Origin of the sequence: Vibrio sp. MM46 (assembly GCF_027587135.1) — a bacterium.
GTDB lineage: Bacteria > Pseudomonadota > Gammaproteobacteria > Enterobacterales > Vibrionaceae > Vibrio > Vibrio harveyi.
In genome coordinates this window covers 1-12,482 of the sequence record NZ_JAPPTO010000045.1, presented here as the reverse complement: position 1 = coordinate 12,482, position 12,482 = coordinate 1, and the positions used below count along the sequence as shown (strand labels likewise).

At 42.2% G+C, this 12,482-nt stretch carries 14 protein-coding genes; 4 read left to right on the top strand and 10 right to left on the bottom strand.

Annotation, left to right across the window (positions count from 1 at the left end; translation table 11 throughout):
- Positions 1 to 79 precede the first annotated feature (79 nt).
- The 4 genes from OH459_RS27065 to OH459_RS27040 all read right to left on the bottom strand — a co-directional run bounded on the left by OH459_RS27065 (position 80) and on the right by OH459_RS27040 (position 2,687).
- A complete protein-coding gene (locus OH459_RS27065; protein WP_069491637.1) occupies positions 80 to 364 on the bottom strand; it encodes a HEAT repeat domain-containing protein in 285 nt (94 codons plus the stop codon).
- 223 nt (positions 365 to 587) lie between these two features.
- Entirely contained in the window at positions 588 to 965 is a 378-nt protein-coding gene (locus tag OH459_RS27055) for a hypothetical protein (RefSeq protein ID WP_025769014.1), read from the bottom strand.
- Positions 966 to 1,153: 188 nt separating this feature from the next.
- On the bottom strand, positions 1,154 to 1,729 hold the full coding sequence (locus tag OH459_RS27045; protein ID WP_054824860.1) for a hypothetical protein: 576 nt from the start codon (positions 1,727 to 1,729) through the stop codon (positions 1,154 to 1,156).
- A 133-nt stretch (positions 1,730 to 1,862) separates the two neighbouring features.
- On the bottom strand, positions 1,863 to 2,687 hold the full coding sequence (locus OH459_RS27040; RefSeq protein WP_269989614.1) for a phosphotransferase enzyme family protein: 825 nt from the start codon (positions 2,685 to 2,687) through the stop codon (positions 1,863 to 1,865).
- Positions 2,688 to 3,047: 360 nt separating this feature from the next.
- Between OH459_RS27040 and OH459_RS27035 the strand changes: the two genes are divergently transcribed.
- The gene (locus OH459_RS27035) at positions 3,048 to 4,079 is read left to right on the top strand and encodes a phage integrase (protein WP_269989613.1); all 1,032 of its coding nucleotides are present in this window, start codon (positions 3,048 to 3,050) and stop codon (positions 4,077 to 4,079) included.
- A gap of 301 nt (positions 4,080 to 4,380) precedes the next feature.
- Positions 4,381 to 4,740, top strand: a complete 360-nt coding sequence (locus tag OH459_RS27030) for a glutaredoxin family protein (RefSeq protein ID WP_017819296.1) — start codon at positions 4,381 to 4,383, stop codon at positions 4,738 to 4,740.
- Between the two features lie 83 nt (positions 4,741 to 4,823).
- Here OH459_RS27030 and OH459_RS27025 read toward each other — a convergent pair whose 3' ends face one another.
- Positions 4,824 to 5,447 (bottom strand): OmpA family protein, encoded by a 624-nt coding sequence (locus OH459_RS27025; protein ID WP_017188748.1) that lies wholly within the window; start codon positions 5,445 to 5,447, stop codon positions 4,824 to 4,826.
- A gap of 373 nt (positions 5,448 to 5,820) precedes the next feature.
- On the opposite strand from OH459_RS27025, the gene OH459_RS27020 reads away from it, so the two are divergent.
- The gene (locus OH459_RS27020) at positions 5,821 to 6,453 is read left to right on the top strand and encodes a thiol:disulfide interchange protein DsbA/DsbL (RefSeq protein ID WP_005453670.1); all 633 of its coding nucleotides are present in this window, start codon (positions 5,821 to 5,823) and stop codon (positions 6,451 to 6,453) included.
- 14 nt (positions 6,454 to 6,467) lie between these two features.
- Positions 6,468 to 6,941, top strand: coding sequence for an FKBP-type peptidyl-prolyl cis-trans isomerase (locus OH459_RS27015; protein ID WP_005453668.1), 474 nt, complete (start codon positions 6,468 to 6,470; stop codon positions 6,939 to 6,941).
- Positions 6,942 to 7,007: 66 nt separating this feature from the next.
- Here OH459_RS27015 and OH459_RS27010 read toward each other — a convergent pair whose 3' ends face one another.
- The 5 genes from OH459_RS27010 to OH459_RS26990 form a co-directional block, all read right to left on the bottom strand.
- The gene (locus OH459_RS27010) at positions 7,008 to 7,898 is read right to left on the bottom strand and encodes a hypothetical protein (RefSeq protein WP_053050106.1); all 891 of its coding nucleotides are present in this window, start codon (positions 7,896 to 7,898) and stop codon (positions 7,008 to 7,010) included.
- 38 nt (positions 7,899 to 7,936) lie between these two features.
- The gene (locus tag OH459_RS27005; RefSeq protein ID WP_269989609.1) at positions 7,937 to 10,336 is read right to left on the bottom strand and encodes a fimbria/pilus outer membrane usher protein; all 2,400 of its coding nucleotides are present in this window, start codon (positions 10,334 to 10,336) and stop codon (positions 7,937 to 7,939) included.
- 46 nt (positions 10,337 to 10,382) lie between these two features.
- On the bottom strand, positions 10,383 to 11,045 hold the full coding sequence (locus OH459_RS27000) for a fimbrial biogenesis chaperone (RefSeq protein WP_020480898.1): 663 nt from the start codon (positions 11,043 to 11,045) through the stop codon (positions 10,383 to 10,385).
- A 50-nt stretch (positions 11,046 to 11,095) separates the two neighbouring features.
- Positions 11,096 to 11,608 (bottom strand): hypothetical protein, encoded by a 513-nt coding sequence (locus OH459_RS26995; RefSeq protein WP_005453662.1) that lies wholly within the window; start codon positions 11,606 to 11,608, stop codon positions 11,096 to 11,098.
- Positions 11,609 to 11,778: 170 nt separating this feature from the next.
- On the bottom strand, positions 11,779 to 12,414 hold the full coding sequence (locus OH459_RS26990) for a helix-turn-helix transcriptional regulator (RefSeq protein WP_005453657.1): 636 nt from the start codon (positions 12,412 to 12,414) through the stop codon (positions 11,779 to 11,781).
- Between the last annotated feature and the right edge of the window lie 68 nt (positions 12,415 to 12,482).

The following is a 12,482-nucleotide window of genomic DNA, read 5'->3' as shown; positions in this document are numbered from 1 at the left end:
CCGCCGCATACCACCTTAAACACTAAACGCAACGCATAGTAAAAATGCCACGCGTTGCGAATCCCTCTTAAACAGTTTGTTAGGCTAATTTTCGACCTGCACGCCCCAGAGCTTTTAAAACCTGCTCTCGATAAGTGGAATGAGATGAGTAAATTCTCATGATTTCTTTGACCGCCTCTTCGCCGCCGGCTTCTCCTAATGCATGTAAAACCTGCTCACGATATGTAGAGTGGGATGAATAGATTCTCATAATTTCTTTAACGGCATCTTCACCGCCTGCTTGCCCTAAAGCTTTTAGTACTTGCTCACGATAGGTAGAATGAGAGGAATAAATTCTCATGATTTCTTGGACTGCCAAACTCATAATACATCCTTAATTTTATATTTAATTACAACAATTTGATTGGTTAAATTTGGGCATATCTAGTAGCTCAAGGGAAACAAAGTTTAACTTTCCCCAATTGTGAGCCTAACGCCCTGTTAAGGGGTGAGCAACGCAATACCGAAGTCGCTGCATACCACCTTAAACACTTAAATCAACGCATAGTAAAAATGCCACGCGTTGCGAATCCCTCTTAAACAGTTTGTTATGCGATTGGTGATGATAACCGTGAATTTGCCATTCGCACAACTTGACGTATCGGTTGTAATTGAATTTCTGAAATAATCGCTGAAACATATCCAACAACTATAAGGGGGATTCCAACCGACAAACCAAACCACACAGATCCACTTAATTCAGGCTGCCCCCACTGACTGTAGAGCGATGACATGATAGAAGAAAAGATCAACGTCAAAGATAGTAACTGAATCCAAGTATGACTAGATACGACGAATGTATTCGAATAATAATTTTTGCTAATTGTAGCCTTACCCGCGAAACCTCCAATCTTTACTCTAATCTTTGAGTTACTACCAGATATTTCGTAACCCTGAGAAACCAATTGATCAATTATTTCTTCCACTTTGAAACTCCTTTTTACTGGGTCGCATAACGCCCTGTTAAGGGGTGAGCAACGCAATACCAAAGTCGCCGCATACCACCTTAAACACTAAACGCAACGCATAGTGAAAATGCCACGCGTTGCGAATCACTCTTAAACAGTTTGTTATAACCGTTTCCCATGTGCGCTAAATCACTCAAAACGGTTTGCTATTGCCCTTTGGCTGTCATCACCCACTCTTCTTCGGACATCTCTAATCGGTGTCTAATTTCACAAATATGCATTCCAAACTTCTTAGCAAACATTTTATCTATTACTCTAAACGCCAAATCATTTTTTTGCTGTGCTTCGACGGAAGAAGCTGTTCCAAAATTAAAACTAGATCCTATAGTTTGATTATATAAGTCAATGAAAGGCTTAATCTCCCTCTTTTCGTCATCATCTAACTCTTGGAATAACGTTCTTATCCTGTCAAGTTCACCTCTCCCGTATTTATAAATATCTTGATTAACATGGTTACCTTTTTCAACTTCAGTTAATCCTGTCAAATCTACTGCTGCCAACTTGATTCTATATTCTCTTTCTTCAATTTCTTCCATAGCCAACTGGAAAATGGTATCAAATTCAGACACCTTATTTTTTCCTTCTTGAGTAAGAAAGCTAGAAAATATACAGATTCCAGTAACATCTTTAAGTACTCGATGGTAAATATCATTGGCTTTCACGCCATCCGTATCTTTGAAACGTTCAATACTCTGAATCACTTCTTCTTTATTTATTATCATTATTAACTCCAAACATTTTATTCATAGTAGGTTATAACGCCGCATTAAGGTGTGAGCAGCGCTTGGCTATACTTGAGCGAAGCGAAAACGCCAAGCGTTGCGAATCACTCTTAAATGCTTTGTTATAAATATTTCATGGGCACATTTCTCTGATTAACTCAAACAACTCAAACTTACGATCAAACCAGTAATCATCAAACTCCCACTCCTCAATTGTTGCCTCGCCAATGAAACCAATATGCCATACATTCTGAGCTACCAACAGCCAAGGAATCGCGCTAAGTTCCTCGTCAGAAAACATTGAAATTGACTGATAACCACTTAGAAATGCTGACCATTGTTGTTTAATATTGCCACAATTAGTGAATAGAAGATTCCACAAGAACACTACAGGATCATATATACGCCAACTTCTACAACAGAAGTCGAAGTCAATTATCGTGACTTGCTGAGATGAGAAGATTGCATTCCCCCAATGAAAGTCTCCATGACACAAGACCTCAGGTAAATTCAACTTGGACAAGCTAAGCTCCGCTTGTGTAGCCAAGCTTTCTATGATCTCAATTTCTTCTTGCTTGCGGCTATAACCAGCTTTGATATTGAGTAAAGGAAAAGTCAGTAACTCTTCAGCTTTTTTATGGGGAAAATCTAGTGTGCTTTTTGATAAATGTAACCGAGCGCATTCTCGACCAAATAAGTAACACTGAGAAGGGCTGATTGTGGAAATTGCCTCACCATCCACAAAATGGCATAACACTGCATACTTCCCACCAAAATGCTGAACATATTCACCGTCAACTCCCATCACAGGCAAAGTTACGGAAACCCCATCAGCTTTCAAGCGAGCATTAAACTCACTTATTGACGTCAAGTGCGATAAGGAACAATCACTAGTTTTATACAGCTTGACAACATAAAGGCGGGAGCAAGCTGTTTTGAGTTGATACAACTCATGCATACTCGTAAGGACAGTGACATCAGTGACATTGATATCGTAAGCTTCGTTAAGCTTTTGTTTTAAGTATCGAATGTTTATTTCCTCAGATGCTCCAATATTTATAACGCTAATTAGACGGATAAAAGCCGTTTATAACCTCATATATTGCCGTCTTTCAATGATTACTTCAATTTATAATCAATAGGTTAGTGATCTAACTGATAAGTTAGAATGCTTTGGGAAGCATAACCCTCGATCGACTTATTGTAGATAAGACTTAGCGAGGAAAATATGACTTATATTCGCAATAGTGCAACTTTGTCGTTGGCATCATAACCATCTTTATATACTGTATATAAAAACATAGACCACTTATTTTCTATGACTGTTAGAAATCTTAAAGACGGCAGTAAAAAGCCATGGTTGTGCGAGTGTTATCCAAACGGTCGGGATAACGCGCGTGTTCGAAAACGCTTTGCTACCAAAGGCGAAGCGAGTTCGTATGAACTTTTTTTGATGCGGGATGTAGACGCTAAACCATGGCTAGCACAGAAGCCAGACAATCGCCGATTAAGCAAACTGGTTGAAATCTGGTATTTACACTATGGGCGAACACTGGCAAAAGGAGATGCCATCACTCAAAAATTTCATCACATGGTGCAAGCAATGGGCGACCCAGTCGCATCGACGCTTACTGCGAAGATGTATTCGGATTTTCGTAGTAAAAGGATGGCTGGCGAACTCATATTTGTAGACCAACGCTGGAACCGTGGAAAGCCAAGCATTTCTACACTCAATTACGAACTCGGTCGTTTTAAAGCTGTGTTTAACAAACTTATTGAACTGGGGGAATGGAAATTACCAAACCCCATAGAAAATGTGAAACCGTTTAAAGAGTCAGAACATGAGATGGCATTTCTCGCACATGAGCAAATCATTACGTTACTTAATTATGCTGAACACCATAAGCAAGCAGACATGATTAAGATCATCAAACTCTGCCTCTCTACTGGAGCTCGTTGGAATGAAGCTGCTCAACTGACAGGCGCACAGCTTTCCCAGTTCAAAGTAACGTTCACCAAAACAAAAACAAAGAAAAACCGCACAGTTCCAATATCAGAAGAACTCTATAATGAAATCTACAAGCCAACTTCTGGGCCATTATTTGAAGAGTGCTATACACCTTTTTGCTATATTTTAAAAAACAAATTGGGGGCAAGTATTCCTAAAGGTCAAGCATCACGTATCCTCCGCCATACATTCGCCAGTCACTTCATGATGAACGGAGGTAATATACTAGTGCTTCGAGATGTGCTAGGGCATGCAGATATAAAAATGACCATGCGTTACGCACATTTCGCGCCAGATCACTTAACTGATGCAATTACGCTCAACCCACTCAACAACGTATAGTTTACTTCGTCATATTTTCTAACGTCTGCCGCCAGTTTGTCGCCACTTGCCAAAATCCGGTGAAGTTATAACTGACTCGAACGCGTCAACTTAATGCAGAGTCCCTATCTTGGTAAAGACGCTAACCCAGTAAAAGCAAGCGGGTTATTGGGCTGGATGAAACACCTTTCCTTATAAAAAACATGGTTTTGTCCAAACCAAACACCTGATAGACTACTTACCTCTCATGTAGCGTTTAGGTTAAGTAAGTTCGTTGCATGATATACAAGGACACTCATCCACTGAACATCAAGGGATCATTATGAAGTTTATCCGTTGGATTTTGGGAAAAATCATTCTACTTCTCAATGCAGTATTCTCTCCCCGTGGCGTTAAACGTTCGGCAGAAGCACAGAAAAGCGTTGATGATAAAGCCAAAAACTACGCACTGTACCAATTTGAAGCTTGTCCTTTCTGCGTAAAAGTTCGACGTGCTATGAAACGTCAATCCGTGAACATTGAATTACGTGATGCGAAAAACGACCCAGTACATCGCGAAGCACTTGAACAAGGTGGTGGTCGTGTAAAAGTACCTTGTCTGCGTATTGAAAAAGATGGCGAGACGCAATGGCTTTACGAGTCTTCAGACATCGTCGCTTACATTGAAAAAGAATTTGCCTAGTTCCCCCTAAGAACATTGGCGGATGCAAAAGAGGCACCATACGGTGCCTCTTTTCTTTTATCTCAATTCAATGATATGGGCGCTTACTGATCGACAATCAGCATCAGTTCCACTCGACGATTACATGCCTTACCGCTTGCTGTGGTATTACTGCACTGCGGCACATATTCGCCAAAGCCACGAGAGAACACTCTTTGACGAGGCAAGCTGGTTGCAAGTAGTTGCTTTTCTACCTCACGAGCACGCTTTTCCGATAACGAATCATTAAAACTCTCTGCGCCTGTACTGTCTGTATGACCGTCTATCACCACATCAACATCAGTACGCCCGGCAAGATAATGTCCAAGATTGCGGATCCAGTCTTGAGATTGCGATGATAATCTCGCAGAGCCCGTTTGGAAATGCACTTGTTCTTTCAAACGCACCATAAGGTGGTCGCCACTGATGGTTTCATGGGCGATATGATGTCTATTTAAAAACATCTCCAGTGACGTCACGCCCTGTGACTTTTTTCCAGCTGTACTCGGAGTCTGAGCAACATAACGTGGAGTTGACACGTAAGATTTCGCGTAACCCCACTCTGGATGTCTTAGCTCTGAGTTAGTTCTCGGGGCAGTATCGAGAATATTACCGCCCGGAACCATATCTGAATTAATACTCGTGCACCCGGCTAATAGACCGCATGCCACTAAAAACCAATGCTTCATACCGTTACCAACGTAGAATGAATTCCTGTTCACTGTGTCGGCTTAAATCGCCCAAACTTTAGTGCCTATTACCATATTTTCTTCAATACACAAGCACAGTTCATGCCAACGATTTAAGTTGGGCATTCATTTTTATCAAACATTATTTGGTAGATAAGAGAGCAAAGAAAATCTCGTTAACTAAACTGTCGCTTAATGGCGTTTCACTTCACGAATTTTCAATAGCTGAGCGCACTAAACACCACGTCATTGCCATGTTTTGTCTAAACTTTCTTCGATTGTCTCACTTTAGTGTAACAAGCCGTATTAATGGTTTTCGTCGATACCGTTAACCGATAAACTAGCACCAATTTTACTAGTTAGAGCCTTACCCATGTTCAAAACCATTTCTAAAGGCGCTGCACTTTTTGCCGCAGTTTTTGCCCTAACAGCTTGTGACAACGGCAATAGTCAGCCACAACAAGGCAAGCAATACGAAGTTCTGCCAGTTTCTCTTGCTGAATACAACTTAGCACCAGTAACTGAAGCGTTTTCTCTCACCTGTGGTCATTGTCGTACGATGGAACAGTTCGTTCCTCAAATTGAATCGTTGACAGAACAGAAAGTTGAGAAGATGCATGTTACCTTTAACGAAAGTGCGCAAATCAGCGCGATCATTTTCTATACAGCGGCAATGCAAGTTAACGGCACTCCGGACAAAGCGTTTATGGAAGAACTGTTTGCTGCCGTTCAAATGGGTGCAGATGCAACTGCCGATGAGCGCCAAGCTGCGGTAGAGAAAGCTTTTGAGTCTCGTAACCTAGTAAGCCCTTACCAGCTAGACGACGCACAACAAGCGAAACTGTTTGAATATATTACTAAAGCAGAAGAGATCACGACTCGTGGTCAAATCAACTCAGTTCCTGCCTTCATCGTAAATGGTAAATACCAAGTAATCACTGGTGGCCACGAGACCGTTGAAGCAATGGCTGACACTATCAACTACCTGCTAAAACAACCAAAATAAGACAAGGAGCTACTGTGTCTAAATTTCTGTTTCCTCTTATTATTTTCGTCCTAGCGGCATTCTTTATCTACCGTACTTGGACAAACCACAAAGCGGCAGACGAAAACTTTGCAAAAGGGCAAGAGTTCCTGCTAGAAAACAGCAAGAAAGAAGGTGTGATTACCACAGAGAGTGGTCTGCAATACCTTGTTCTTGAGAAAGGAACGGGCGACGTTCATCCAACTGCAACTAGCAAAGTGAAAGTTCACTACCATGGCACGCTTATCGATGGTACGGTTTTCGATAGTTCAGTAGAACGTGGTGAGCCGATCACATTCGGTCTAAATCAGGTGATTAAAGGCTGGCAAGAAGGTCTGCAATACATGGTTGTGGGCGAGAAAATCCGCCTGTTCGTGCCAAGCACACTTGGTTACGGTAAAAACGGTACTGGCCCTATCCCACCAGCAAGTGTACTGATCTTTGATGTGGAGCTATTGGACATCCAATAATCCTCAGCAAGAACAAAAAAACGCCGCATCAATTGCGGCGTTTTTATTCGTCTCAACTTACGTTAGTCAGTAGGCAATCAAACTAATGGTCATCTCATCTTCATATAACCCTGCAGCAGCACCTGGCACTGCCTTATTTTCAAAAGCCATATTGAAGCGAGTTTGGTTCCCACGGTGAGTATTTAAAAGCACCGGACTATCCAACCCAAGAGTCTGACCTTGCAAAAATGTGGTGTACGGAACTTTATGACTCGGTTTCCTAGTATTGACAAGGTGCCCATGATTCAACGAGTCGAGCTCAAGTTTTACGGAAGCGTTGCTCACCACGACAATGTCCAAATCCCTTCGGTTTTGCTTGGTTAAATTCCCCATATCCACCGTTACTCTTGCCCCAGAAACAGACACATTGGAACTTGAATTTGCCTCTATGCGTGCTCGTACGAATGGCTTTATCGTGTAATCGAGCCCTGCATTCCTCACACCAACTTCAACTTGCTTGCCAAGTAACGAAAATTCAAAATCTGCCCGATAATTGCCCGGTTGCATGGTTTTTCCTTCGGGCACTTGCACCCAAAAATCGACCTGCTTACTACCACGACTTGGTAGTAAAAAGTCTCCTTGAGGGGTTCTATTTAGGCTTTTTCTTTGCGTGTTAAGGACGGTCGAATTGATCTTACCTTGAGGGCCAGAAACAACCTGCTGCCAACCATTTGAAGGTTTGATGACAATGCCGCTCATACAGTTAACTAGTTGGCTATCTAACTCTATTTTTCCTTGAAACCACAAGGTATCAGGTTGCGTCACATGAGGTTTATAAGGTGTATCATTGATGCTTACCCTAAATGTCCCCTCACACTGCGCTTCGCTGGCATCATTCGCCAACAACGGTGAAGCAAAAGCAGTAAGAAATAGCACGGTTGCGAATGTTAAGACATCACTGCGATTAACTGTTTTCATCCTATTCTCCTTTTCCTTTACCAGTACAATGCGCTAAATTATTTGTCATTGTTCGGCATTACTGTGATTTCACCTAAATCGATTAAGCTCGTATCAGACTCAGGAATCGAGATAACGACAAGGCTAGTCTGTAGTCCATAAAGCTCAAGTGTATATATGCCAGGACGTAGACCTTGAATGAAGAATCGTCCTTGCTTGTTGGTAAAAAACTCAATTTGTTCATCATCAACCAACACACGCCCTTGTCGGTACTCGATAGGTTCACCGCTAAGACGCTTCAAATAACCACTCGCCGTATAAGACGCATCGGAACCTATCGTCAACAAATATCCGGTGGCCGCCGCCGGCATTAGCTCAAGTTTGCCATCTCCCCAGTCATAACCAACGGGAGAATCCATCACGTTATAATCCATCGCATAGCGAGCATAAGGCTGGGAGATCGAAACAAGACCATTAAGATGCTTTGTCGCTATTGCGGTTGGTCTTCCTTGGGAGTCTACATCTAGGTTCGCAGTCGCTTCACCCAACGTCGGGTGCATTTCTGCCACAACAAAAGGACCACTGGTCACACGTCCCCACCCCCAATCACCGTCAACCATACCAACTGCAGTCGCTAGGCGCAGTGAAGCTTGGTATTGCTCAGTATCTTCTTTTCTCACTACATCACGGCTTACTTCGGACTCTGCTCTAAAACGATTTGCGGTGTAACTCAATTGAGCTCGTTGGGTATCACGAAATTCGTCCTGCTCTGCTTCGATTCTTACACCATAGTCACCAACGTAGTTCAAACCTTCATTACTAAAATACGCTCGGCTCCGTTCATTCTCACTGTTGTAAGAGAGACCTATACGATTTCCATGCTCATCCGAATACCAATTGTATTCAAAGGTAAACAAGAAACGCGTATCCGGTTCGTTATAACGCTCGGATTCTTCGTATTCGCTGCCAACCCCTACCGTAAAACCACCATGTCGCCAATTTAGCAAGACCGAACCACGTAACTCATCGTCATCAGGAGGGAGTTGAGTCAGGCGTCCTGTTAATGTCAGATCAAATTTACTGTTTATCTGCCAAAAGTAATTTGCGAGATATTGTGTATATGAGTTGCCTTCTTGGGATTCTTTCCAAGGTTTGTTTTGAAAATCATCCGATTTTTCAATCGCAAAACGTAGGTTGGGAGATTGGCTTTCCCCACTTCCAAAAATGCTGTTTTCATAATCAAGGGAAGCTATCCAACCGTCTTCTCCCGAACTTGCAGAGCTTAGCGAATAACGAGCAGTCACATTCCCTACACCGCTTTTGAAAGTAGTCAGAGCCCCAAATATCGAACCATCTTGAGCATATAAGCCATTTGCACCTGCGGTTAACCAGTCAGTGACACCATATTCTAAGTAACCTGTCGCTACCCATTCCTCTTCGTATTCTACTTGACGGTTGTCATAGATGATTGGCTGTCCAACGGAAAAAGAGTAATCAATCAGACCTTTTTTCAACAGCTTAGCGTTGTAAAATTGAGTAAAGCGCAATACTTCTTGCTTACCAGAAACGTAGTTGACGACAACCGTAATATCGTTAGCACCGTTATCTAAGATCAGATTCTTGAGGTTGTAACGTCCCGGTTCCAATCGCCCACCAGAAATTCGTTCACCGTTGACATAAACTTCCACTTCAGCGGATTCGAGCAGAACAAGTTGTTGGCTACTCTCTGGGCTTGTCTCACGATCCGGTTGTAAGTCAGCGTATCGACTCTCAATAGAAAAACCACCCAAGGACATGCCATAAATATGTCCGGATTCACCGCTGATAACATCCCCTGTGGAAGCACGCATCGGTAAGTTTGGATCATCATAGAAAGCAATCCACTCACCTCGGGAAAACTTTGTGGTTTCGTTATCCGCTTCAAGATAATTGGCTAAAAGAAAATTCACACCACTGGCACCACCGATATTGCCTTGTGACAACCAATCCAGCGACGAATCCCAAGTCTCAACATCCTCTTGCCAATAATTGTTATAGGCGAAGCTAAAACTGTTTAACCAGTTTATCGAGCCACTTTCAGAGGGAATAAAATCGGGATAGCCAGACGACAAAGTAATGTCTTGTTCGCTAAGAATTTGTGCCGAGAGCCGAACGTCAATAAACAAGGATTCAGTATTAAGTGTCACCTCGATACCTCGCTCAGCGAGTGTTTCGATATCAACGAATGTTGACGGCTCTGAACCAAAAAACTGCGACCACCATTCCGGACTCACGCGCGTTCCGAGCAAATCTTGGAGGGCATCGACAGACACTCGCTCAAGAGCCATGCCGTTTATTTCAACAGGGAGTTCGCCAAGCTGATTTTGTTCATACACAAGGGGTAAGGAGAGGCTGTAAGAGCTTCCCCATACAGCCCCAGAAATAAGGACAGCGATCGATACGACGAATGCGCGCCACATTGTAACCTTCCGTGTATGTCAGCGACGTTATGAAAACTGGGTGTCGTTAGTTCACAAGAAGTGACTCGACGTTCACCTGAACTTTCTGGTTTGGCACGAGATATTGCATCGGTAGAACCGGCTCTAGTTGCTCCCAATCCCAACGTTTCGTTTGACCTTGCCAATCAACCGAGTAAGTGTGTTTGTTTAACTCAATAACACTTGAACCTGTATTGCTAATTTTCAGATTTGGCTTGTTGTCATTGGATACAGTGATTTCGCTGGAATATTGGTCTTGCGCATCTTGTGGAGAGACAAACACAAGCGCTCCGATTCGGAACAACATTTGTATGGCATCTTTCTCAACTTCATCCGCTTTGAGTGGCAATTGGCTCACGATCAAACGATAGGATTCTGCTACACCCTTGGGTGCGCCAATGTATTGCACCTTAATGGTCTGAGATTTCCCCGGCTGAATAAGTACTTGCGGTGGAAAGATCATCAAGTCATCGGTTTCAAGAAGCGACTCTTCGTTGTTGAATTCAACTAATCGCTTAACGCCAGTCACCTCGATAGGCAAAGGTGCAAGAGAGGTATTGGTTACCTTGAAAAATACCGTTGTCTCTTTCCCTGAATCGGAAAGAAATTGCACCATTGGGAAAAGCTCAAAAGCCAACACTTGTGCTGGCATGTAAATCAAGATGAGAAATAATATTCGAAGTGTTTTCATACAACATAATGGCTGAGGGATGGACGGGACCTCCCTCAGCGCATTCCTTCCTACATGTGGAATAGAGTCACATACATCGCGCCGCTGTATTCACCCCAGCGCGCACCAGCTTGAGGTTTAGAGGTAATTGAAAGTTTGTGCTCATCAGTCATCGTTTTATCTAGGTTGTTACTAATTTCAACCACTTGATGGATACGAGCAACGGTAGTGTCAATCCCTTTGTCTTTTAGCTTAGTTTCACCATTGAAGCTGTACTCCATTGGAATTTCATCTTCATTGCTGTTGGTAAAACCAAATGGGTCAACTTGGACGATACCTTTCGTGCCGTATGAGTTGCACCACGTTTTAAAGCCAAATTCTTTTGTATCAGATGACTTAGTTAAGTCGAAATTGATGACATCCAAGTTGCCGTAAGTCATCATTTCACAACGCTTAGGCACTTCACCTTTGAATTTAACGTAAAAGTCTGCGCGACCTTCGTCAGACCCAACGACCCATGGATTCGCAACTGCACCAGCCGATACAAGCAACGCCATTGCTGCAAAACCTGCTAAACGTTTCATGATTGTTCTCCTTTACATTTTTTCCTGCGGTATAGACCAAAAGTTGAATTAAGTAGACGAGTTAAATGTACGCCTTATTAACTTTTTTCCTATCGGTCATCTGACCAAAAGAACCACATAAAAGGATGAGTAAAGGACAACCAAATAATTAATTTGAACTAGATCAAAAATCACTCAACCATTAAAGATCCTAACTGAGAACGGCTTTGCTTTCCTGTTTTAGATAATATATGGGAGACATGTGTTTTTACCGTGCTTAAACTTACACTCAGTTGACCTGCTATTTCTTTATTTGAATAACCTTGAACTAAATACATAAATACTTTCTGTTCTTTAGTAGAAAGTTCGTATTTAGCACCTAGAACTTCCGCAGATGAAGAACTATGAACTTGTCCCCTCACAATATTCTTTAATGAAGAAGACATGGCTTCTCGACTAAACCATAACTGACCAGAAGCCACCATTCGGACGGATTTGTGAAGCAGTTCTAAGGTAAAGTCATTCTCTAGTAACCCACCCCAACCCAGAGATATAAGCCCTTGAACTCCCTCTAAGTCTTGCTTACTCGCATTGGCAAGCAACCAAGCGCCGCCACGCGAAAGTGGTGAGATTAAGTGCAATGATGGATTACCTAAAGTAAGGCGATCATAAATAACAATATCAGTATTTTTTAAATTCCATATATTATTGACAGTTTTCTCAGTGTAAAAAGTGTAGTTTTTAAAAGAATGAGATAAACCAGCAATAACTAACCCTGACCAATCTGAGTCAGAAGAAATTACATAAACATTTTGAGAGCGTGTCATGATCCTTTCCTGTAAAAATAATTTAGTAAAAGGAATAAATAACTATAGCGAGTGTAGATTATTAATAC

Excerpts from the sequence above, each read along its gene's own strand:
- OH459_RS27025 (WP_017188748.1), bottom strand. The coding sequence starts at position 5,447 with ATGAAGCATTGGTTTTTAGTGGCATGCGGTCTATTAGCCGGGTGCACG.
- OH459_RS27010 (WP_053050106.1), bottom strand. The coding sequence starts at position 7,898 with ATGAAAACAGTTAATCGCAGTGATGTCTTAACATTCGCAACCGTGCTA.
- OH459_RS27040 (WP_269989614.1), bottom strand. The coding sequence starts at position 2,687 with ATGCATGAGTTGTATCAACTCAAAACAGCTTGCTCCCGCCTTTATGTT.
- OH459_RS26995 (WP_005453662.1), bottom strand. The coding sequence starts at position 11,608 with ATGAAACGTTTAGCAGGTTTTGCAGCAATGGCGTTGCTTGTATCGGCT.
- OH459_RS27065 (WP_069491637.1), bottom strand. The coding sequence starts at position 364 with ATGAGTTTGGCAGTCCAAGAAATCATGAGAATTTATTCCTCTCATTCT.
- OH459_RS26990 (WP_005453657.1), bottom strand. The coding sequence starts at position 12,414 with ATGACACGCTCTCAAAATGTTTATGTAATTTCTTCTGACTCAGATTGG.
- OH459_RS27005 (WP_269989609.1), bottom strand. The coding sequence starts at position 10,336 with ATGTGGCGCGCATTCGTCGTATCGATCGCTGTCCTTATTTCTGGGGCT.
- OH459_RS27030 (WP_017819296.1), top strand. The coding sequence starts at position 4,381 with ATGAAGTTTATCCGTTGGATTTTGGGAAAAATCATTCTACTTCTCAAT.
- OH459_RS27035 (WP_269989613.1), top strand. The coding sequence starts at position 3,048 with ATGACTGTTAGAAATCTTAAAGACGGCAGTAAAAAGCCATGGTTGTGC.
- OH459_RS27000 (WP_020480898.1), bottom strand. The coding sequence starts at position 11,045 with ATGAAAACACTTCGAATATTATTTCTCATCTTGATTTACATGCCAGCA.
- OH459_RS27045 (WP_054824860.1), bottom strand. The coding sequence starts at position 1,729 with ATGATAATAAATAAAGAAGAAGTGATTCAGAGTATTGAACGTTTCAAA.
- OH459_RS27020 (WP_005453670.1), top strand. The coding sequence starts at position 5,821 with ATGTTCAAAACCATTTCTAAAGGCGCTGCACTTTTTGCCGCAGTTTTT.